The organism is Streptomyces sp. NPDC037290, from assembly GCF_055603245.1.
Genome location: NZ_JBVJVZ010000018.1, coordinates 85,843 through 106,287, shown reverse-complemented (window position 1 = coordinate 106,287; position 20,445 = coordinate 85,843). Strand labels below are relative to the sequence as shown.

At 69.6% G+C, this 20,445-nt stretch carries 17 protein-coding genes and 6 pseudogenes; 14 read left to right on the top strand and 9 right to left on the bottom strand.

From position 1 onward, the window contains the following. Window positions 1–1,219: 1,219 nt before the first annotated feature. Window positions 1,220–2,824 (top strand): M48 family metallopeptidase, encoded by a 1,605-nt coding sequence (locus tag ACZ7HQ_RS36985; RefSeq protein WP_470999586.1) that lies wholly within the window; start codon window positions 1,220–1,222, stop codon window positions 2,822–2,824. A 334-nt stretch (window positions 2,825–3,158) separates the two neighbouring features. Here ACZ7HQ_RS36985 and ACZ7HQ_RS36980 read toward each other — a convergent pair whose 3' ends face one another. Next, the gene (locus ACZ7HQ_RS36980; protein WP_470999584.1) at window positions 3,159–3,872 is read right to left on the bottom strand and encodes a hypothetical protein; all 714 of its coding nucleotides are present in this window, start codon (window positions 3,870–3,872) and stop codon (window positions 3,159–3,161) included. 609 nt (window positions 3,873–4,481) lie between these two features. Between ACZ7HQ_RS36980 and ACZ7HQ_RS36975 the strand changes: the two genes are divergently transcribed. Beyond that, the gene (locus tag ACZ7HQ_RS36975; protein ID WP_470999582.1) at window positions 4,482–5,081 is read left to right on the top strand and encodes a hypothetical protein; all 600 of its coding nucleotides are present in this window, start codon (window positions 4,482–4,484) and stop codon (window positions 5,079–5,081) included. Between the two features lie 361 nt (window positions 5,082–5,442). Here ACZ7HQ_RS36975 and ACZ7HQ_RS36970 read toward each other — a convergent pair whose 3' ends face one another. The 3 genes from ACZ7HQ_RS36970 to ACZ7HQ_RS36960 all read right to left on the bottom strand — a co-directional run bounded on the left by ACZ7HQ_RS36970 (window position 5,443) and on the right by ACZ7HQ_RS36960 (window position 6,989). Continuing rightward, window positions 5,443–5,922 carry a hypothetical protein gene (locus tag ACZ7HQ_RS36970; RefSeq protein WP_470999580.1) on the bottom strand — a complete coding sequence of 160 codons (480 nt, stop codon included), beginning with the start codon at window positions 5,920–5,922 and terminating at the stop codon, window positions 5,443–5,445. A gap of 144 nt (window positions 5,923–6,066) precedes the next feature. Further along, a complete protein-coding gene (locus ACZ7HQ_RS36965) occupies window positions 6,067–6,630 on the bottom strand; it encodes a TetR/AcrR family transcriptional regulator (RefSeq protein WP_470999578.1) in 564 nt (187 codons plus the stop codon). Continuing rightward, window positions 6,627–6,989 carry a DUF1304 domain-containing protein gene (locus ACZ7HQ_RS36960; protein WP_055496002.1) on the bottom strand — a complete coding sequence of 121 codons (363 nt, stop codon included), beginning with the start codon at window positions 6,987–6,989 and terminating at the stop codon, window positions 6,627–6,629. Before ACZ7HQ_RS36960 ends, ACZ7HQ_RS36965 begins: the two co-directional genes overlap by 4 nt. 42 nt (window positions 6,990–7,031) lie before the next feature. Between ACZ7HQ_RS36960 and ACZ7HQ_RS36955 the strand changes: the two are divergent. Both ACZ7HQ_RS36955 and ACZ7HQ_RS36950 read left to right on the top strand, forming a co-directional pair. Next, a pseudogene (locus tag ACZ7HQ_RS36955) lies at window positions 7,032–7,690 on the top strand (IS5 family transposase); the annotation flags it as partial. Continuing rightward, window positions 7,689–7,961: pseudogene (locus ACZ7HQ_RS36950) on the top strand (transposase); the annotation flags it as partial. The pseudogenes ACZ7HQ_RS36955 and ACZ7HQ_RS36950, both read left to right, overlap by 2 nt. 4 nt (window positions 7,962–7,965) lie before the next feature. On the opposite strand, the gene ACZ7HQ_RS36945 reads toward ACZ7HQ_RS36950, so the two are convergent. After that, window positions 7,966–8,781, bottom strand: coding sequence for a terpene synthase family protein (locus ACZ7HQ_RS36945; protein ID WP_470999575.1), 816 nt, complete (start codon window positions 8,779–8,781; stop codon window positions 7,966–7,968). A gap of 689 nt (window positions 8,782–9,470) precedes the next feature. Between ACZ7HQ_RS36945 and ACZ7HQ_RS36940 the strand changes: the two genes are divergently transcribed. Beyond that, entirely contained in the window at window positions 9,471–9,674 is a 204-nt protein-coding gene (locus ACZ7HQ_RS36940; RefSeq protein ID WP_470999573.1) for a cold-shock protein, read from the top strand. A 793-nt stretch (window positions 9,675–10,467) separates the two neighbouring features. Here ACZ7HQ_RS36940 and ACZ7HQ_RS36935 read toward each other — a convergent pair. Then, complete coding sequence (locus ACZ7HQ_RS36935) at window positions 10,468–10,959, bottom strand: hypothetical protein (RefSeq protein WP_470999651.1); 492 nt, start codon at window positions 10,957–10,959, stop codon at window positions 10,468–10,470. Between ACZ7HQ_RS36935 and ACZ7HQ_RS36930 the strand changes: the two are divergent. Next, window positions 10,922–11,127 (top strand): annotated as a pseudogene (locus ACZ7HQ_RS36930) (IS5/IS1182 family transposase); the annotation flags it as partial. The gene ACZ7HQ_RS36935 and the pseudogene ACZ7HQ_RS36930 sit on opposite strands and share 38 nt — an antisense overlap. Here the strand turns inward: ACZ7HQ_RS36930 and ACZ7HQ_RS36925 are convergent. Beyond that, complete coding sequence (locus ACZ7HQ_RS36925; protein ID WP_470999649.1) at window positions 11,098–11,325, bottom strand: hypothetical protein; 228 nt, start codon at window positions 11,323–11,325, stop codon at window positions 11,098–11,100. The pseudogene ACZ7HQ_RS36930 and the gene ACZ7HQ_RS36925 overlap by 30 nt on opposite strands. A gap of 248 nt (window positions 11,326–11,573) precedes the next feature. Between ACZ7HQ_RS36925 and ACZ7HQ_RS36920 the strand changes: the two are divergent. Together ACZ7HQ_RS36920 and ACZ7HQ_RS36915 are read left to right on the top strand one after the other, a co-directional pair. Further along, a pseudogene (locus tag ACZ7HQ_RS36920) lies at window positions 11,574–11,779 on the top strand (transposase family protein); the annotation flags it as partial. Between the two features lie 118 nt (window positions 11,780–11,897). Continuing rightward, window positions 11,898–12,869, top strand: coding sequence for a phosphotransferase family protein (locus ACZ7HQ_RS36915; protein WP_470999571.1), 972 nt, complete (start codon window positions 11,898–11,900; stop codon window positions 12,867–12,869). 97 nt (window positions 12,870–12,966) lie between these two features. Here ACZ7HQ_RS36915 and ACZ7HQ_RS36910 read toward each other — a convergent pair whose 3' ends face one another. Continuing rightward, complete coding sequence (locus ACZ7HQ_RS36910; RefSeq protein WP_470999569.1) at window positions 12,967–13,164, bottom strand: hypothetical protein; 198 nt, start codon at window positions 13,162–13,164, stop codon at window positions 12,967–12,969. Window positions 13,165–13,391: 227 nt separating this feature from the next. Here ACZ7HQ_RS36910 and ACZ7HQ_RS36905 point away from each other — a divergent pair. Beyond that, window positions 13,392–13,799, top strand: a pseudogene (locus tag ACZ7HQ_RS36905) (transposase); the annotation flags it as partial. A gap of 24 nt (window positions 13,800–13,823) precedes the next feature. Here ACZ7HQ_RS36905 and ACZ7HQ_RS36900 read toward each other — a convergent pair. After that, window positions 13,824–14,039, bottom strand: coding sequence for a DUF6207 family protein (locus tag ACZ7HQ_RS36900; RefSeq protein ID WP_470999567.1), 216 nt, complete (start codon window positions 14,037–14,039; stop codon window positions 13,824–13,826). Between the two features lie 385 nt (window positions 14,040–14,424). On the opposite strand from ACZ7HQ_RS36900, the gene ACZ7HQ_RS36895 reads away from it, so the two are divergent. The 5 genes and pseudogenes from ACZ7HQ_RS36895 (at window position 14,425) to ACZ7HQ_RS36875 (ending at window position 19,848) form a co-directional block, all read left to right on the top strand. Continuing rightward, complete coding sequence (locus tag ACZ7HQ_RS36895) at window positions 14,425–16,467, top strand: hypothetical protein (protein ID WP_470999566.1); 2,043 nt, start codon at window positions 14,425–14,427, stop codon at window positions 16,465–16,467. Window positions 16,468–16,617: 150 nt separating this feature from the next. Continuing rightward, window positions 16,618–16,839 (top strand): annotated as a pseudogene (locus tag ACZ7HQ_RS36890) (Tn3 family transposase); the annotation flags it as partial. Between the two features lie 403 nt (window positions 16,840–17,242). Next, a complete protein-coding gene (locus tag ACZ7HQ_RS36885; RefSeq protein WP_470999564.1) occupies window positions 17,243–17,983 on the top strand; it encodes a 7-carboxy-7-deazaguanine synthase QueE in 741 nt (246 codons plus the stop codon). A 54-nt stretch (window positions 17,984–18,037) separates the two neighbouring features. Beyond that, a complete protein-coding gene (locus ACZ7HQ_RS36880; protein WP_470999562.1) occupies window positions 18,038–19,318 on the top strand; it encodes a 7-cyano-7-deazaguanine synthase in 1,281 nt (426 codons plus the stop codon). Further along, a complete protein-coding gene (locus ACZ7HQ_RS36875) occupies window positions 19,315–19,848 on the top strand; it encodes a 6-pyruvoyl trahydropterin synthase family protein (RefSeq protein WP_470999561.1) in 534 nt (177 codons plus the stop codon). Before ACZ7HQ_RS36880 ends, ACZ7HQ_RS36875 begins: the two co-directional genes overlap by 4 nt. Window positions 19,849–20,445: the final 597 nt, after the last annotated feature.

Sequence of the window (20,445 nt, the reverse complement as noted above, 5' to 3'; positions counted from 1 at the left end):
CGGTGCCGCAGCAGGGCCCGCACGTTCCAAGGCCCTTGTCACTGCGGCCGACCAGGACGCGGGTGACGCCGCAGAGGGCGCAGGGCTCCGGGTTGCGTCGACGTCTGGAGTAGCAGGGCGAGCAGAGATGGCCGACCGGCCATGTGGTGGCGGTGGCCTTCTTGTTGCGACCGCAGTCGACGCATCGGGTGTAGGCCGGGGCGGCATGGGTCGCAGAGGAAGATTCCGCCGGCTCGGCTGCCGCGTGCGCCGTCACGGAAGCGCCCGCACGCGGCGCAAATCCCTGCGGATCTGTAGCAGTTGTCGCAGACTCCCGGCTCGCGGTCCTTGCCCCGCTTGGCGAGTCGCCGGATTTGGGCGCACTTGCCGCAGACTTTGGCCGGGGCGACGTAGCAGCGGCGGCAGACCGGCCCTTCGGCGGAGTTGGACTGTACGGGGCCCAGGGTCTTGCAGCGGATGCACTCCTGGTCGGTGAACCCGGCGCAGGGGCGACACAAGGCGACACTGATCCCGTCCCTGAGCCGCATCCGGTAGGTGCCGAGTCGTCCGCAGTCGGCGCAGGGCCCGGTGAACCGGTGGCGGCTCTCGTAGCAGGAGCGGCAGATCGCTCCTTCCTCGTCGGTCCGGGTGACGATGTGACCGTCTTTCCCGCAGCGCGAGCACGGGCGTAGTTCGGTCCTGGCGACGCACCATTCGCATGCGCGGCCTGGCGGGGTGATGCGGGGCACCTTGCGGCCGGTGCGGCCGCAGATCGCACAGGCGAGCTGGGTGACGGCATCGCCGTGCCCGGCCTCCTCCAGGGCCTGCAGCAGCCGGGGCAAGGTCGCCGGGCAGTGCGGGGACGGCGCCGTCAACCCGTCCGGGAACTCGACTATGCGGGCGTGGAGTTCGCGCGCCATCGGCGGGCTCCATGCCTTCGCCCGCTCAAGGAGTGCCTGGCCCTCCTCCCGGAGAGCACGGGGCCACCCGTGTCCTGCAGCATCCGGGCGACCACCGGGGCCGGGCCCTGGAGGACGACGGACGAGGAGACACTCCAGCGGGGACACCGCCCCAACCGGCCGGTCGCGCCCCAGGCGGTAGGTTCGCCTGCCCTGCCGGGGCGTCCCCGCCGCACAGGCGCCACCAGAGGGAACGGGCCGCCGATCAAGTTGCCGCAAGCGCCCTTGGGGCCGCATGATGCGGATCCGCACCGCACTTCATCCCGGGGGAATCTGTCCATATGGGCGCTTCGCTGCGCGCTCTGCGCGCCCTCGTCCTGCTCGCGGGCTTCTACCTGCTGGGCGTCGTCCTGCTGGCAGTCCTGGCCGGCATCGACTACGCCGCTCTCAGGAGCGGGCTCCACGCCACCGCCGACAGCATCGTCGTCTTCTCCGTTGTCCTCGCGATCCCGGTCGTGCGCGGCCTGTTCATGCTGCGCACCCCCAAGGCCGAGCCTCCGGCCGGCATCACCGTCACCGTCAGCGAGGCTCAGGAGCCCGCGCTGTGGGAGGCCATGCGCGATGTCGCACGCCAGGTCGGCACGCGAGCGCCCGACGAGATCGTGCTGATCGAGCACGTGAACGCGGCCGTCAGCGAGGGCTCCTCGCTGCTGGGCCTGCGGCCCGGTGTCCGTCGCCTCTACCTCGGCCTGCCGCTGATGATGGGCCTGGACGAGATGCAGCTGCGCGCCGTACTCGCACACGAGATGGGCCACTACGCCAACTTCGACACCCTCCTCACCCCGCTGATCGCCCGTGGTCGCGCCCAACTGATCCGCACCGTCGCCCACTTCCACGAGCGCTCCGACAACAAGCAGGCCAAGGAGCGCGAGAGGCAGGAGAACAAGGCCGCCAAGCGGGCGGCCAAGGGCAAGAAGACCCTGATGGTCGACACCCCGGGCCTCGGTGCGACGTACCGCGGCATGGCCAAGATCTACACGGCGTACGGCAACTTCTACATGCGCGCCACACTCACCACCTCCCGCCGCCAGGAGCTCGCCGCCGACCTGGCCTCGGTCCGGGTCGCCGGACGCGACTCCGCCGTGTCCGCGCTGCGCGAGGTCAACGCCCTCGGCTCGGCGCACGCGTTCTACATGAGCTCGTACGCCACCCTCGGCGTTGGCGCCGGTCTGCTGCCCCGGCCAGGCGAGGTCTTCGGCGGCCTGCGCCGGCTCCTCGACGCCCGCTCGGCCGAGCTGGAGGAGCTACGCCGGGAGCTGTCGACCGAGCCCGCCTCCCCGTACGACTCCCACCCCTCGCTCGCCGAGCGGGTGGCCCGGATCGAGGCCCTGCCCGACGACGGCCGCGGCCGACAGGCAGCGCGGCCCGCTCTGGAGCTGCTGGCCGACCCGGACGCGGTGCTGGCCGCGCTGGAGCAGGCCGTCCTCACCCCGGAGGCGCTCGCGCTCAAGCGGGTGGACTGGGAGGACCTGGTCCACGAGTCGATGACCTTGTACGTCGCCCAGGGCACGGAGGACATCCGTGCGGCCCTCTCCGTCGAGGGCGCGGGCCCCGGCCTCCAGGCTCTGCTCGACGCGATCGACGCCGACCCGGCCGTGCGCTGGCGGATCGCCGACCGGTTCCCGAAGTCCGAGCAGACGGCGGCCGCGACCGGCAGCGCGGCCCGCGAGTTCTCCCGCCTGGCGCTGCGGCGGGCCCTCAACCAGCTGGTCACCATGGAACTGACGGCCCGCGGCGCCGCACGCTGGCAGCTGTCCTGGTCCGACTCAGCCACCCTGCGCTATCCCGCCGACGGCTTCGAGGACCAGCTCGGCCTGGCCCTGGACGCGGCCGTCGCGGACCAGCCCGACACCGAATCCCTGCGAAAGCTGGTGCTCGCCCCGTGACCGGCCTCTACTGACTGGCGACCTCGCGTAATCGGGAGTCGCGTATGCCTCAGCTGCTGACGGCTCGTAGTCCCCGCGAGTGGTCGCCGGGGGCATAGTGGCGCCAGGTTCCGCCGGCCACTTCGGCGAGGCGGGCTGTGGTGTCGTCGTTGTAGCCGAGCATTCGGGCGACCACTGGGGCCGGGGCCTGGGAGACGAGGTGACGGATCGCCGCTGTGTCCTCGCTGGGTCGGGAAGCCCAGGTGCCGGAGCCGGAGTTCCATAGTTTCCGGGGTCATGGGCTGCCCGGCTCAGCGGCCGGGGAAGAGCCATCGGGCGTCGAGGTTGGTCGCGGTCATGGTGTTCGGCCGCTGCCCCAGGTAGTCCAGCAGCATCTCGGCGAAGGGGCCGGGACGGGCGACGGCGGGTCGCCTAGCCGGACGAGGACTTCGCCGTCCTTGTGCTGGACGTCGTCGGTGCCGAGCCTGGCGATCCGGGTGAGCGGCTGCGCGCAGAGGAGGACAAGCGCGGCAGCCCCGCGGTCCTGGAGGGGGACGTCGTCGCGGTTCACCAGCTGTCGAAGCAGCGCGAGCCGCTGGGGCTGGGCGATCGGCGTGGGATTGCTCGTCGAGCGGTGCGGAACGGTGACGGCGGGCATGTGCTTGGACCGCATGGCCCGGAAGAGGAAGGCATGGGTGAGGTGCCTGGCGGTGTGGCCGCCTGCATACCAGGCGTCGACATCGGCCTGGGTGCAGTCGGGGAGGGCCCGTCTACGCTCGGCGAGGTGGCCGAGGAAGGCGATCGCGAGGTGGAGCTCGTTGCGGGCCTGCTGGATCTGCTTTCCGGTGAGCGGGCCGCGGCCGGCCAGGGTGCGCAGACGGCGTTGGATGTGCCAGGCGGCGAAGAGTTCCAGGAGCTTGCGGTGCTCGGGTTTGCTGACGGTCGGCAGTTTCTCGGCGAGCCACCGCTGGAACAGCAGCAACTGACGGTCGGCCGGCGGCAGGATGCCGCTCTGCATGAGCCGATCGCGCAGGTAGGCGACCGACCGCCAGGGCGTGAGCCGGCTCAACCTCTCGGGGGGTGAGGGCACTTGGCCGCGAGCCAGAGCCCGCAGGTTCCACTTTGGGCTCCCCCGATGGCGGGCAGCCAGTCGTCGAGCAGTACATACGTGGCCTCGCTGGCGCGCTGCGGGCCGTGACAGAGGACGCCAGTGAGTGCCGCATGACGGATCAGGTGGAAAGGCGCCTGCCCGTCCGGCGAGATACCGAGGGCGGTGAGGTGCTCGGTCAGCTCGGCCCGCGTCAGTCGGCCGTGCGTGGCGAGGACCCGTGGCAGGCCCTGTAGTCCTAGCCCAGACACCGGCCGCAAAGTAGCCGGGTGATCATGTGCTCGTCGCCGTGGCAGCCTGATCTTCCACAACGCCCTGGACATCGCCGCGATCATCCGCCAGCTGGTGAAGGAGGAGTGGGAGATCGATCCCGAGGACCTGGTCCACATTTCGCCGTACCTGACCGAGTGGCGGCGTACTCCCCAACGTGGCCAGCGAGGTACAGAGGTACGTCCCCACCCCGCAGGTGGTCGGGGCGCGCCGGGAAGCTGGGGCCCGCGCCCGGCTTCTCAGGGCGCGGGCTACGACGATCCGCGACGGGTGCCCTACGCTCACCGCGTGGGCTTGTGCATGGAACTCCTGATCGTCGACTGCGCGTACATAGAAGCGACGTCGCCCGAGCTGCGGGCCGACCTGGTGGAGACCGCTGCGTTCGGCAGTGACGACGTCTGGGAGGAGAACGGCTCGGAGGGATGGACCTGGCCTGATGTCGAGAACGGCCCCTGGTACGCACGCTACGAGTTCTCTAACACCCTCACCTCGTACAAGCCGCACTTCTGGGCAGGTGAACGATGGGACCAGATGCGAGGATTCGTCGGGCCCGGACTTCGCACGGCACTCGATGAGTTCAGCGCTCCGTTGTTCTGGGGCGAATACAACTGGGAGTTTGCGGACCCTCCATTCACTCCTGCCGTCCCCGGACGGGAGAACCACTGGTGCCCAGGGACCATGCGGTGGCTCCTCCCCGAGGACGTGGCAGCCCTTCATCACTTCTGGACCCAGGTCGAGCCTGGCCTGCCGTCTCTACGCGAAGCCTTCGAACGCCACGTCGCTCAGCCCACGGGGTGGATCAACGACTTCTCGTCGTTTGCTGCCCTCGTCACCGAATGGGGGCAGGTAGTCACCGAGGCTGCAGGGCGCAGGTGGGGCATCATCGGCCTGAAGTGCTGACATAGATCCCGAGCAGTGCTAGCGGCCCCGGCCGAATGGTGGCCGAACACTTAAAGACGTGCGAGGGAGCGATGCCAGCCGCGTGGTCAGCGGGCCGGGTGGCCAGCCTCGATGGGACCGCGCGGAACGCTAGCAGGCCGGGCGGGCAGAGCGCGGCACGAAATAGCCGCCCGTGCCGTCGGTGCGGGGACCATTGCCTGCGGGGACCACCGAATACGGCACAAGGGTGGCCCGCTACGGTCGGGACCATCCCCGCGCCCGCGGGGGGTGGCTCGCCGGACCCGCGCCTCTTCGAACCGAGCACGGCGTGTTCAGCGTGTGGTGGTGCACCACCGTGCCCGGCGAGGGCGGCGGGCGGGGTTCACCGGCGCGGGTGCAGGTGTGTGCGCCATGCGCGCGGGCGTATCTCGAGGGCTTCTGGGGAGGTGGCGGGTCGCGCCACCCTGGGGTTGTCCACCCTCGGTGGTTCGATGGCTGCCCCGAGCCACTCGGCGAGCGCCCACGGGTCAGGGACCGTACCGGTGCGTTCCTGGAGGGACAGGTGGACGGCACGCACCAACTCCGGGCGGTGGGTGAGGGACCGGGCACCCGCCGAGTCGCGCTCAGGACCCACGGCGGGTCCGCTGCCGCGCATCGCCAGAGCCAGCCGGAGCCATGGCTCGTGCGCCTGCGGATCGCGCCCGAGCTCTTCCGTCGTGATGCGGAGGACTTCCTCGGGCACACCGCCGGGATCCCTGTGACCGTCCACCTTGTCCGGCAAGCCCTGCGGTTCGAGTGCCGCGGCGCGCAGGAGGACGGCATCTTTGTTCAACGACCGTGCGGCGGGGTCGGGTCGCAGCACCGGCGGTTCGCCGGCATGGGGAGGGCAGACCGCGCCTTCCAGCCAGGCATGGGTGAGAGAGTAAACCGTCTCGGGGGCGATCCGCAGGTGATGCAGTCGCCAGCGGGCCCCGGGCGGCGCGGGAGGTCGCCTGCAAGTGACCGGTCACCGGCTCCGGTGCAGTGCGACCAGCAACTGCCAGACCTGGTCCGCGACTTCCTCCGGCGCGGCCCGCAGCAGCCCGTGCAGCCAGTCCGCGAGGACACCCGCGAAGGTCGCCGCCACCGCCGACGCGACCAGCGGGGCGTCAGCCGCGCCGGCCAGTTCGCGCTCCTCGAGGCTGCGGGCCCGCAGATCCCGGTGCAGCACCCGGCCGAGCGGCCCGCCGCCGCCCGGCGCGAGCAGCGACCGGTACAGGGCTGTGTGCGGGGACAGGCCGGTGAAGAACTCCCGCAGCGCGGGCGGGGCGTGGACCGGATCGGGCCGCCCCCGCCAGGCGTGCAGCGCGTCCACCGCCTGCCGCACGACGTCCGCGCACGCGTCGACCGCCAGCGCCTCGATGCCGTCGTAGTGCACATAGAACGTGGCCCGGCCCACCCCGGCCCGGCGCACCAGCGCGGCCACGGCGACCTCCGCCGGCGGTCGCTCGGCGCACTCGGCGAGCAGGGCGGCGCGCAGCCTGGCGCGGGTGCGCGCCGCCCTCGGGTCCTCGTGCGGCGCCCGGCTCATCGTGCGGCGAGGACGGCGGCCAGCGCGAGCGCGCCGGGCAGCGCCTGGGCGAACAGGATGCGGCGGTTGGCCGTGGTGGCGCCGAACACGCCCGCAACCACCACACAGGACAGGAAGAACACCTGGACCCGGAAGCCGGTCGGGTCGGCGGCGAGAAGCCCCCACACCAGTCCGGCCGCGAGGAAGCCGTTGTAGAGGCCCTGGTTGGCGGCCAGCGGAGCGGTCGCCCGGGCCGTCTCCGGGTCGAACCCGTGCAGCCCCCGCCCCGGCTTCCGCTGCCACAGGAACATCTCCAGCACCAGGATGTACATGTGCAACACGGCCACCAGGCCGACCAGCACGTTCGCCACGATTTCCATGAGCAGCGGGCCCTCCCCTTTTTGGACAGGTGTCCAGGATAGCTGGACACCTGTCCAAGAAATCGCCGGGTCCCGCCACCCCCTGGCGAAGCTCCCGTGCCCGTAAGAACTCCTAACAAAATGATCTTCGAGGTGGTCGGTTCCCGCATGACCTGCTGGCGCCGCCTGGCTGAATGGACCGAGGCTGGGGTCTGGCCCCGGCTGCACGAGGCTCTCCTGGCCGAGCTCTGCAGCGTGAACCCCTGGACTTCTCCCGAGCGGCCGTCGACGGCTCTCACATCCGCGCGCTAAAGGGGGGACTCAAGACCGGACGAAGCCCCGTTGACCGGGGCAGTACGGGCAGTAAACACCACCTGATCACCGATGCCACGGGCATCCCTCTCGCCGTCACCCTGACCGGTGGCAACCGCAACGACGTCACCCAGCTGATCCCGCTCCTGCAAGCCCTGCCGCCGGTGCGTGGCAAGCTTGGCTGACCCCGGCGTCGCCCAGACATGGTGCTGGCCGATCGCGGCTACGACCACGACAAGTACCGCTGCCTTGTTCGGGGCATCGGCGTGAAGCCGCTGATCGCACGCCGCGGCACCGAACACGGCTCCGGGCTGGGCGCCCAACGCTGGGTCGTGGAGCGCGCGTTCGCCCACCTGCACTGGTTCCGTCGCCTGCGGATCCGTTGGGAGATCCGCGACGACATCCACGAAGGAGCTGGCCGGCTTCGCCGAGGAACACCAGGACTGGTTACAGATCTTCCAGTTGCCCTCCTACGCACCGGAGCTGAATCCGGCCGAGGGGATCTGGTCGCTCCTCAAGCGGCACTTGGCCGACTTCGCCGCCACCGACCTCACGCGCCTCACCCGCGTGATCAAGCGGAAGCTGAAGAAGATCCAGCACCGGCCCCACCTGGTCGACGGCTGTCTGCCACCCACCGGTATGACCATGGCCGACGACGCGATCAGACCGCCGGTCTCCGCGTGGTTCAACCCGAGTAGCCCCGGAGCGGCCCTGAAAAGGCATATACCGCGGAGGTGCCCAGACCGCGGGGCCTCCCAAGGGTTCTTGCCGTTGCCTGGCCGAAGCGGCCGGTCAGCTCGTGCCACAAGTACGAGCCTGCCAGCGCCTCTTGCAGCGATTTGACGAACTGTTCCGCCTCGGGCAGTACGGCTGCCGGTGCCTCGGCCAGAGTGTCGACCCTTGCGGTCAGCAGATCGTTGACGACGGCGGCAGCGTCGCGCCGATTGAGCCCAAGGGCTTTGCGGGCAACCTCCACGCCGTTGTTGCCGACTGTGCCTTCATCGACCTCCCGGTCATAGGACACGATGTCGTTGTGCAGGCTGACGGCGTCAACGAACGCGTCAACGGCGGTGCGGAACTCCCTGCATCGAACTGCATTCTCATGGAGCTCGCCCATCGCGTGCTCCATGAGCACGGCGGTGAACTGCAAGCCGCCGAAGTCACGGCGGGCTCCCAAATATTCGATCAGGTCGGTCAAGGCATGGTCGACGTGTTCGAGCTCCCACAGCACCCCGTCGAGGAAGCGCCGCACACTGCTGATGAACCGATCGCGCCAGACCAGGCTCATGGTGGCGGACGTGCCGGTCCACAGATCTGCGAAGGCCCGCTCCACGGGATTGACGGGGCTCAGCGGCCGCGGCAATCCGTCCAACGGCAAGAACAGCATCAGCCGTTCCACCTGAGCTGCAGCCGACTCCTGGTCGTGGTCACGCCGGTAGAGCGGCAGGAACAGGTCGTCAACGAACCACAGAGCAACATGCCAATCGGTGACCAGCTCCAACTCGCCGCATCGGCGTCGGGATGGGTCAAGGCGATGAACAACGGGAAGTCGGCCTGATCGAACTTCTCCTCGCTCCACCTTTGAGGCCATTCCAAGTACTCGTCGTCGAACATGCCCATCTGCCGGGCCCACTCCTTGGCATGTGCGCGGGCCTGGTCAACATGGGGGTTGAGGCGGGACTCGAACGGCATGTGGAACTGCGGATGCGCAAGGGATCCCATGATCGGTTGCTTCCCTTCCCAAGCCCCGAGATGCCAGGGTTCACCCTCCAACCTAATACCGTGACTAACCGATCATATGATTCGGCCATTCGGCTCGTGCTGAGCAGAGGGATCTCGCTGGCGACGACTGGCCTGATCATGGACCATGACGCGACCAGACCATCGGACTCCACCAGCTCAACCTGAGTAACCGCATAGAGGATGCGGTTAGGCCGCCTTGACCTGCGGCTTTCGCGGGCTGCACGCGACCGGCACGCCAAGGTGATGCGCCGCGATGACCGGAACCGTGTGGCCGAGCCCCACCGACCGGTGTAGCGTCGTAATCAGCAGTCGTGGTTCCGAAGTCCCGTTCGCCCGTGATCGCAATCGCGGGCGTTTTTGCTGTTCAACGCCTCTCCGGACCAGGGCGATCACCTCCGGATCCTGCACGGTGCGGGATCGATGAGTCCCCTCGAAGGAGACAGGCACATGGCCAAGGGCACTGTGAAGTGGTTCAACGCGGAAAAGGGCTTCGGCTTCATCGAGCAGGAGGGCGGCGGCCCGGACGTCTTCGCCCACTACTCCAACATCGCCAGCCAGGGCTACCGCGAGCTGCAGGAGGGCCAGAAGGTCGAGTTCGACGTTACGCAGGGCCAGAAGGGCCCGCAGGCGGAGAACATCCGCCCCCTGTAACTCCGCACACAAGAGAGGTCCCAGCCGATGGGTACATCCCGGCTGGGATCTCTCCGGCCCTCCCCACCCTCGCCAGAGGTTTCCGGTCCCTGGGCGGGCGGCCGTCTTGGGGCCAGCGCGAGTTACCGCCTCGGCCGGCACGATGAATCCGCGCTGTGGCGCAAGTGCTGGGTCACGCGAGTCCTGCTGCTGCGCGCGCTTCCACGCTGCGACCAGCTCCTCGTACCGCGGGCCGATCCACTCGGACATGCAGCGTCCTTTCCTGCCCCGCAGCCTAGGCATGGAGGTTCCGGTGGTCGTCCCCCGACGGGGGTGGGGACGACCACGTCTCCAGCGCACGACATCGCTCCCGATGCGCCGTCGGAGCCCGCTGGAGTCTTGCCCGCCCCCGCCGCGGTCGGCGTGCGCCGGGAGCGGGAGCCTGTTTTCAGCGTTGTCTCGGCGCCGTCTGCCGGCGAGCGCGACGGCCCGCGCATGCACGACGATGACAGAGCCAACAGCAGGCGCGCCGACCTTGTGGACCTTCTCAGTCTCCTCGTCGGGCCGGATCGGCTCGGTGCAGCGTGCGCAGTTCATCGGCGGAGCTCCAGGGCGAGGGCGTGCAGGGCGCGGCGGGTCTCGCAGATCGTGGCGTCATCCGTGCACTGCTCGCACCGGCCGGGGTGGTCGTTGCGCGCGGTCAGCGCGGCACGGCGGGTGCAAGGCCGGCAGGCTCGCGGGAACCAGTGACCGCCGTCGGTCTCACGCTCGCCGAGGGCGACGGCCGTTGCCGTGGAAAGCGGTTCGCCGCCCCCTACGCACTCGGCGCCGCGCGCCCTGGCGTCGGCGGGACTTCCAGGGGCGGCAACAGGATGAGCGGGAGCAGATCGTCAGGCATGTCGAGCAGGGCTCCTGTCTCGGCGGTCGTCAAGAGGGGCGGCGCCTCCGCTTCGGTGCGGTAGCCGCCGGGACCGAACGCGGCGGCGATGAGCGCGAGATCGTTGAGGTGACCCGATCCGTCGGGACGCCACAGCCAGAACCGGCCGTCCATCTGCCAGCCAGTAGGCGGGCAGGACAGCGGCCGGCCCGCAGGATGCACGGCCAGGTGCCGGACGTCGGCGAGTTCCTCCGCGGCGCTCGGTGCCACCAGCCAGAACATCTTGTTGGCGTCGGGGTCGGCGAGGACGGGGCCGTGTGGCGAGGAGTTGCGGATCCTCGAGGCGGCCGGCCATCCCCAGGTGAGGCTGGACTCGGCGACGAGCCAGTGCTCCCACGATCTGACCGCGGCGCGCAGCCACAACATCATCCGGATCCGCGAACGCCAAGGCGTTCCCGTCCTCGCTGACCGCGCCTACATCGGCGCCGGCTACTGGGTGACCACGCCGATCAGACGGCTCCCGCACCAGGACCTCAACCCGACCCAGCGGACGATCAACGAGCCCTGTCAGCAGCGCGAGGGCCAGCCCGGGTCGGTGATGGGCCGGGCGATCCGCTCGGCTTCGGCCAGACGGAGGGCCGGCTTGTGGTCGCCGGCGGTCGCCACCACGCCGGCCACCGAAGTCAGCACCCGCGCCCGCCCCACCAGGTCGGTGATGGCCCGGGCGATCTGCTCGGCTTCGGTGGCCAGGCGGCAGGCCCGCTTGTGGTCGCCCGCGGCCACGGCCCCGGCCACCGCGACTAGCACCTGCGCCCGCCAGCCCGGTTGGTGTTGGCCCGGGCGATCTGCTCGGCTTCGGTGGCCAGACGCAGGGCTCGCTCGTGGTCGCCGGCGGTCGCCACCGCCCCGGCCACTGCGGCTAGCGTGTGCGCCTGCGTTAGCGCACTACATCATGCCCAACACAGGACCCACACGGGCGGAATCGCCCGTCCGAGCTGACCCATTTCATCGACCGATATGGACATGAACCCCGCTGGCCCTTGGTGACGACACCCCTCAGACGTCCGCCGGGCCGCGACCTCACGCCAACCGGCAAACCGTCAATCGACCGGTTTCCAGAACGCAGGCGCCGGTCGAGCGTGGCATCGCACGACTGAAGTCGTGGCGGACCTTCCGCAGGTCTCGCTGCAGTCCGAATCGAATGTCGTCAATCTCTGCGGCCGTCCTCACTTGGGAGCGGCAGCGCTGAAAGAGCTCATTGCCTACGCCGCTGCCCAGCGCATTGCGATGGCGCCACCAGCACGCTGACGTGCGAACAGGCCCATAAGGGTTCGCGCGTGCCGCCGTCCGGATGATGAGGTGGCACGGTGAGCAATCATGATGAGGCGGCGACTGTCCGGCCGTTGACACTGGCCTGGGTGCGCCGGCACCTGGAGGCGGGCGAGCGGATCGTCGGAGCCGAGGCGCTGCACGGCGGCGCCACAGCCGACATGCGGAGGCTGACCATCGGCACGGGGGACGGAGGAACTCGGCACCTGGTGCTGCGCTCCTTCGTCGGCCCGACCCGACAGGGGCCGGCCGAGGACCTCCTGCACAGGGAGGCTGACGCCCTGACCACGCTAACCGGCACCGGCGTGCCGGCTCCCGGACTCGTCGCCGTCGACCCGACCGCCGCGCACTGCGAGTACCCCTCGCTGCTCATGACCCACCTGCCGGGCCGGACGGTCCTCGACGACGAGGGGCTGGAAACGCGCCTGCCCCTGCTGGCCCGTCAACTCGTGGCGGTCCACGCGGTGCGGCCGGCCGACCGGCCCCGGGAATACGTGGCGCTGACGACCGCCGACACGGTCGTGACCCCCGAGGGCGCCGACGCCACGGTCTGGGCCGCCGCCATCGACGTGATCCGCAAGCCCGCGCCGCGCTACGAAGGGCGGTTCCTGCACCGGGATTTCCAGCCCGGCAACGTGCTGTTTGACCTGCCGCCCGCGGGCCCGGCCGGTGCCGCCGGTGCCCGGATCACCGGCGTCGTCGACTGGGCGGCGGCCTCCTGGGGCCCGGCGGACCTCGACGTGGCGCACTGCTCCACCAATCTCGCGCTGCTGCACGGACCGGCGTGGGGCCTGCGCTTCACCGAGGCGTACCAGAAGGCCGGCGGGAGGCTGGCCGCGACCGCGGACGAGCGGCTGTACTGGCAGGTGCGGGAGCCACTGGCGTTCTCGGAGGAAGTGCAGTCGGTGGCGCAGCCGTGGCGGGAGGCAGGACGGACCGAGCTGACGACAGGAACCGTGGAGGAGCGGCTGGATGCCTATGTCACCACCCTGATGAACGCGCTGCGCTGAGCCAAGGCGGTCCCGGGCGCGGGCCTCGACCTCACCCTTTACCGCTCAACCAAGTGGGGCATCGAGCAGACCCTGGGGAATTTTTCGGGCATCCCCGTCACCGCACGGCCTTCTTCATGGCCTGCTCGATCTCGTAGCGGCTGGCCTCGGTGGCTTCGGCGTGAGCGGTGATGGCCGCCTGCACGGCCTGGGACGCCTCGCCCCACCGGCGCCACTGGGCGTCGTACTCGTCACCGGCCACCTGCGAGCTTTGCGCGTTCCTCCTCGGCGGATCGTTCCAGCTGGATCGACTCATCGGTGCCTCTGCCGCGGGCATGGATCCTAAGTGGCGGGTGTGGCGGGCCGACGATCACACTTACTACCCGATCGGGTAGAGCCTTCCCCGGCTGCCGGGCGGGTCGCCGGTGGGAGCCGGCACGAAGATCACGAACTGCCCGTGATCTTCGAGAGGACCCCTGTCTCGTGCGTCTCGTCCGTACCGCTGTCGCAGCTGTCACCGCCTTCACCGCCTTCACCGCCCTCGTCGACCGTGGTCCCGCCAAGGGCCGCCGCAAGGGCTCCACCGAGACTGACTACGCCCGCCTGCTCGATGCCGTGCACCAGCAGCTTGGCGGCCCTGTCGTGCTGGTCTGGGACAACTTGAACACGCACGTCAGCCGCAACATGCGTGAGCTGATCGCCGCCCGATTATGGCTGACCGTCTTCCATCTGCCGCCTTACGCCCCCGAGTTCAACCCGGTCGAGGGCGTGTGGTCGCACCTGAAGAGGTCGCTGGCCAACCTCACGAAGCACAGCCTCGATCAGCTCACCGCGTCGGTGAAGACGCGGCTGAAACGGATGAAGTACCGCCCTCGCCTCATCGAGGGTCTCGTCGCCAAGACCGGGCTCGACCTCCAACCGCCACAACCTCAGCCTTTAAAGATCTCCTAGCGGAGCGGGCCCGGTCGGCGCCGTTCAGCTCGGTGCCTGGCGCATGTCCAGATAGCAGCGCAGCCGTACGCCGTGCTGCCCGGCGTCGCGTGTCGTGCGTTCCACCGCGGTGGTCGCCCACATCGACGCGAGTGCTGCCTGGAAGGCGAAGGCGGTCTGGTCGTCAGCGGCTGCCACGTCCACGACGACCAGACCGGGCTCCGACACGTGCACTTCGTTGATCGCATCCACGTCTTCCACGACGGGCTCGTGCGGTCACGGGTTCTTACTTGCGCAGGGGTTCACCCGCTCGGCGCAGGCAGCGTGTGCCTCAACTGGCGGCGCGGCGGCTGCGGGGGCGCTGCAGAAGCTGATCGGTGCTGCAGCTACGGGATACGCTGCCGGCCCGGACGCGCAGGTGAGCCCGAGGGAGGAGAGACCAAGGCTGGACACCGGGGCCGCCGAACCCCGGACCCGCGGACCGGATTGAACCGGGCCCGTGGATTGGCTCGGGGTCGAATCCGGCCCGGCGGACCGCGGTCGGGCCGCCGCCGAACGCCGGTTGCGCCCGTCGGGCCTGCCGTCATCCCGTCGGGTCGATGCCAGGATGTCAGTCGTCGACGTACGGCGGACTGACGGGGTGGCAATGGCGGGGACTTCGGTCGAGGCGGTGGACGCGGTGGACTGGAGCCGGTTCCGGACGGGCATGCCGGAGCACCATCCGGTCAAGGAGGTCCCGCGGGCGCTGCGCCGCCTGGTCAGGCGAGGCCCGGCGGCGACGGAGGAGGACTGCCACCCGCTGTACTCCTGCCTGTTCCTCCCGGGAGGCGGGCTGCCGTCGGCCGCAGCCGCGGCCCTGCCGTTTCTCACGGCGCTCGCATCCGACCCCGCCAACGGCGCACGAGTCACTCTCGTCGAACTGCTCGGCGCCCTCAACGGTGCGGCGCGCGAGGCCGGTGAACACGGCACGCACGGAGCATGGCGGGAGGAGTGGCTGCGTCAGAGCGAGAGGATCACGGCGCTCATCGCGGACCACGCGCCGAGCGTCCGGCGGGCCGCCCTCCTCATCGCGGACGACGACGCGCTGCTGGAACGGTGGCACGCCGAGACGGACCCGGCCGTACGCCTGCCCCTCCTGCTGGCGCTGGGCACCCGCGCCGCGACGACCGCCGACGCGCCCGAGACCAGGTCTCCCGGCGGCCGGCACCGGTTCGCCGGCGCGGTGGAGGCGGTGCTGAGCCGGGTGCTGCGCGACGACGAGCCGGTGATGAAGGTGGCGGCAGTGATCGCCCGGGCGTCCCTCGACCGCGACGCCCCACTCCGGCATGCCGACCTGCTGCTGGACGTCCTCGCCGATCCGGCCGTACGGCCCCGGTTCGAGCGGATCTGGTGGCTACCGGACGTCGAGATCCCCTACACCCGGGACGACGTCGCCGCATGGGTGTCCGGTCTCCTCGACCACATCCCCCAGGACGCCCTGTCGTTCGTGTCCCGGCTGGCTGAGGCGGCAGAACGCACCGCGGACGACGGGCTGCGCCGGATCGTCCTGGACGAGGCGTGGCGGCACCTGGTGCTGCGGCGCTCCGCGGCACCGACGGTGCTACCCCTCGCGGCACGGCTGCTGGAATGTGCCGACGACTGCGTGCGACTCAAGGCCGCGCACCTCCTCGCAATGCTCGCCCCTGACTCCGCTCCCTACGCCGACCGCCTGGCGGCACTGCTCGATGATCCCGGGACCGACGAAATCTCCTGGATCGAGGGGACCGTCGGCGACTTCGCACGCTGGGCCCTGGTCCGGCTGGGCGACCCCCGCTGCTTCCCCGGTCTGGTCGAGTCGCTCTGGGCGCCGTACCGGGAGCAGTTCGGGCGCAGCTGGGTGGCGGGCGATCCGCGCCGGCCGGAGATGCACGAAGTCCTTGCGCCGCTGCGCGAGCACGCGGACGTCCTGCTGCCCGCGCTGCTGGAGGAGGTGCGGCAGGACCACGAGCGGCACGGCGACCACGGCGAGATCATGGGCACCTTGCTGCACGTTGCCGAGGAGTGGGGGCCGGACGCGCTGCCCGTGCTCCCGGTCATCCTGCCGCTCCTGAAGGACACTCGGTACTCGTTTAGGGTGGTCGACGTGCTGCTGGCGATGGGACCCGGTGCGGCTTCGACGGCGCCCGCCGTGCGCGACGCGGTCGTCCTCGACCATCCGGGCAACCACGACAGGATCGCCTGGGCCGCGTGGCGCATCGCGGGGGGTGACGACGGTACCGCGCTGCGGCTCCTGGGCGAGGCGGTGCAGGACGAGCAGGCGTCGCCGTACGGACCGGTCCTCCTCCTGTCCGACTTCGGTCCCGCCGCCGCGGCGCACACCGGACGGGTGCGTGAGGTCATGGAGAACGCCGAGTACGGGAAGGCGACGGCGGCGGTCGCCCTGTGGAGGATCACCGGCGACCCGGGGCCCACCCTGTCGGTGCTGGAGCAGGTCGTCGTGCGCTTCACTGGGGACGACGACCGTTACGGCGACCTGGCCGAGGCGCTCCGCGGGTTCCTGCGCATCGGCACGGTCACGCCGGCCGCACGGCGAGCACTGCGCCTCGTCGAGGCCCGCGACCCGCGGCTGTCCAACTACCGGGACTACCGTGCCGTCCTCGACGACCAGGAGCTGCGCGCCGCCATCGCCGCGGTGCTCGCGCTCCCCTGACGTCCGGTGGCGTCAGCCCGGGGCCCGGCGTGGTGGTCCGGGCCGTCGGCCCGCGCGGGACGGGCGGGGCGGGGTCCCGTCCATTCGCCCCCGCTTCTGCCGTGACAGCGTGTGCGATACGGGTGAGGTCGGTCATGACGAGCGGCCGTCTACGACCTGCTGCGGACGTTCGGGCGCGAGCGCCACCCCACCCCATCGGGGCAGGCGTTCGCCGAGTACGGGCGGATCGACAAGACCCTGCACCTGCTCGCCCTCGTCGACCCGGTTGACGACACCTACCGGCGGCTGATGAACCGGCAGCTGACCGTCCAGGAGTCCCGCCACCGCCTGACCAGCGCGATCTGCCACAGCGGCCGCGGCCGGATCCGCCAGGCCTAGGTGTGGCGTTGTCCCGGGCGTGAGTGGTGAGGAGTACATCCGGGCGGCTGCCGACCTGCGGAAGCGGGTTGCCGGCCTGTGACCGGAGCTGATCGAGGGGCGGCTCACTGAGGTGGAGGCGGTGGCCGGGGTGAGGGCGATCCATCGGGAGGCCGAGGGCGTCCATGCGGTCGCGGTTGCGAAGGTGGTGGTCCTTGAGGCAGCGAATCGCGAGCTTGAGGCGAAGGAGCTGGAGCGGCGTCTGGGCCGTTGAGTGGAGAGAACACGCAAATCGGCTCAGCACGTTCTGGAGACAGCGTTCTGGTATTGCCACACTGGAAGGCAGACATCGCTTGTCCGGTCGAAAGGCAGCGCCGTGTCCCACCACGTAAGCAACCGAGCGGCCCCGAGCGGCATCATGCCCGCTCTTTCCGCCGCCGCGATCCATCGTCGTGCGCTGGCCGCCGGGGGACTGGTTATCAACGAGTTGTTCACCTCGATCCAGGGTGAGGGACCATCTGCGGGCCAGGCAGCGCAGTTCGTGCGGCTCGGCGGCTGCAATCTGGACTGCGCCTACTGTGACACGCCGTATACCTGGCAGTGGACCAACCCGACCTACCTCCCCGAGCAGGAACTGCATATCTGGCCGGTGGATGATGTAGCTCAGTGGGTACTGGCCCGCCGCCTGCGGCGTGTGGTCATCACCGGCGGTGAACCTCTCATCCAGCAGACGGCGCTGGTTCCCCTGGTCGCCAGGCTGTGTGGGGAGGGGCGGTTGGTGGAGTTGGAAACGAACGGCACGATCGCCCCCGCACCGGACCTCGTGGCTTGCACGGACCGATTCAACGTCTCGCCGAAGCTCGGCAACTCAAAGGTAGGACGCGGCAAACGCCTCGTCGCTGGCCCCTTGGCAGCTTTTGCCGCGACGGGCAAAGCCGTCTTTAAATTTGTGATCACTGATCCGGGACGAGACATGCCCGAGGTGGACAACATCGTTGGGACCCACGGGCTTGACCCCGTCTGGGTCATGCCGGAGGGCACAGACCGAGAAACCATCATGAACGGCATGGCCGACCTCGCGGAGCTTGCGGTGGAGCGTGGCTGGTCAGTCAGCCCACGACTGCACATCCTGCTATGGGGCGACCACCGCGGCCGCTGACAGGAAAGCGAGAATCGGCTGTGATGGGCAATGAAGGCCACACTCCGTTTCAACATGACAGCACGCGTCGAGGGCATAGACGACCGGAAGGTGCTCATGCTGTCCATCAAAAAGTCCGAGCGGTCATCGTCATCCGGAGCCCCGTGCGTCTCCATCGACCTCAACTGCCTGTTGAGCGCGGACGGCCCGGCCGAGCGGCTCGGGGCGCCCAACCCTGCAATGGTGGCGGCCGCGGCCAACGCACATGCCCACGGCTGGCGCATCCTGGTGCACTGCACCTTGCCGGAATCGAGCCGTGAGTCGGTCAAGTCCTGGCTGACGGAACATCGTGTGCCGCATGACGAACTCCGCTTTGAGCACCCAGTGCCGGTGGACGCCGTCATCGATACCCGTGGGATCGAGCTGCCAGCCCCTGCTCTGGAAGAGTGGCTTGAGCTGCGTCGAACCAGCGGGGATGCGGTATCCGACTGGACCCGCGGAACGGCCGATTCGTCGTTCCGTACCGCGATGCACGCCTCGGAGGAAAACTCGCCGACGGCGGGCGATGACCCGACCGGGTGCCACGTCGTCATCCCCGTCACCGGCGGTCTCGACTCCGCCACCTGCTACGGGATGGCCCTGGAACAGGAGCTGCCGGTGACCGCTGTCTACGTGGCATCGCCCGGAATCCCCTACGCAGACGCCGAGATCGCCGTGGCAAGGGACCTTGCCCCGGGCCTCAAGGTGATCGCCTGCGACCAGCCCTTCCACGTGCGGTACGAGCATGTCCTGGCCGGCCGCAACGCCGTCTTCCTGTGGACGATAGCCAACTGGTTCCAGGAGCGTTACCCGGGCGACTACGGCGAGGTCTGGTTCGGAAACCACGGCGAGGAAACGAAGCTGTCGATAAGTGACAAGTCGATTCGGTTCCACACCACCATGCAGCACCTGATCACCGCTGCCGCAGTGGATCTCCATCTGTGCCACCCGCTGCAGGGGCTGACCAAGCCGGACCTCGTGCGTTGGTGGGCCCAGCGCGGCCGGTTGGCGGAGGCACTGCGCACGCGGACCTGTTTTGCCGCGGAGGCTGGTCATTGCGGGCGGTGCTGGGCCTGCCTCCAACGCGTACTCGCCTTCGGCGCCGCAGGCTACCTGGAAGAAGTATTGGCGGCGATGCCCGAGGGATGGGACTTCGCGGGGCCCGCTCGGCGGCTCTGGGCGAAGCACCACACCCGCCAGGCTCGCGGTCAACGGGCAGGTCGTGACCCAGAGGTCTTCGCAGTACTCGACACGCTCGGGTATGGAGCGAACCGTTTCGCCGAATCACCGGCTGCGGGTGAAGGGCTGCCCGGATGACTGGAGTGTTTTCGTCGAATGCGGTGCCGTGGCCATCGGCGGACGCCTCGGAGCGGTCGATCACCGTCCGCACACGGTTCGAGGCGGCGCACCGGTTGCCGTTCCTGCCCGGCAAGTGCCAGTCACTACATGGCCATTCCTGGCAGGCATGGGTCTCGGTCCGCGGATCGCTTACGCGCGACGGCCTGTTGTGTGATTTCGACGCCGTCAAGCAAGAATTGGTGGCCTTCACCGCCGCCAACTTCGACCACGCTGCGCTCCTTGGCGACCGTGACCCTTATGCCCCACTGTTCGCGGCAGACGGAATGCGTGTCTTCCGGTTCGGCCATGACCCGTGTTCCGATCAATTGCCATGGCCGACGGTGGAGGCCGTGGCAGAGGTGCTGGCCCGCCATACCGAGCGCATCATCACCGAGCGCCGACTTCCGGTACACCTCCACCACGTACGCGTCCAGGAGACAGAGAACAACATCGCGGAGCTGACCCGCCCGTCCGTCGGTGTTGGGGTGCCGATACCGAATGTGTCATGAGCGCCAAAGGGGAAGGGCGTTGGTCCGTGCGTTGTTCGCGGGGCACGATCCTTGGTCGGCTGAGGCTGGAGTGCGAGGTCCCGGCAGTTTTCCATCTCCGTACCCGGGGTGGTTCCGGGGTGCGTACGCTGCGCGGCATGCCGGGACTGGCGACGCTGCGCGCGTGCGACCAGGGCCATGTCATCCACTATCCGGCCGCGCTGGATGCCAGGGCGATCGAGATGATGAGAGAGCTGGCCTTCTGCTCGGCCTGCGAGTGCGGCACGCTGAACTTCGTCGTGGTGTACGCCGGGGACCGCACGCGCATCCAGGTCCGATGGCCATGGAGAAAGTACCTTCTGCCACTGGAACGGATCTTCGATCGTCCGGCCCAGGCGCTGGGGTTCGAGCCGCGTGGCAAGGCCAGCGCCAACTTCCCTCGCCCGCCGTGGCCGGCACAGCAGGAGTGCACCGTCGCAGGTTCATCACCGCGTCCGCCGCCGCCACCGTCGCCCTGGGCATCGACGACACATACACGTCCGCCGGTTGGGCCTGCCACGACAGCGGCGACCGGGCCCAGGTCGCCCTCATCCACAGTGCCTCTCTGCAGAGCGCCCT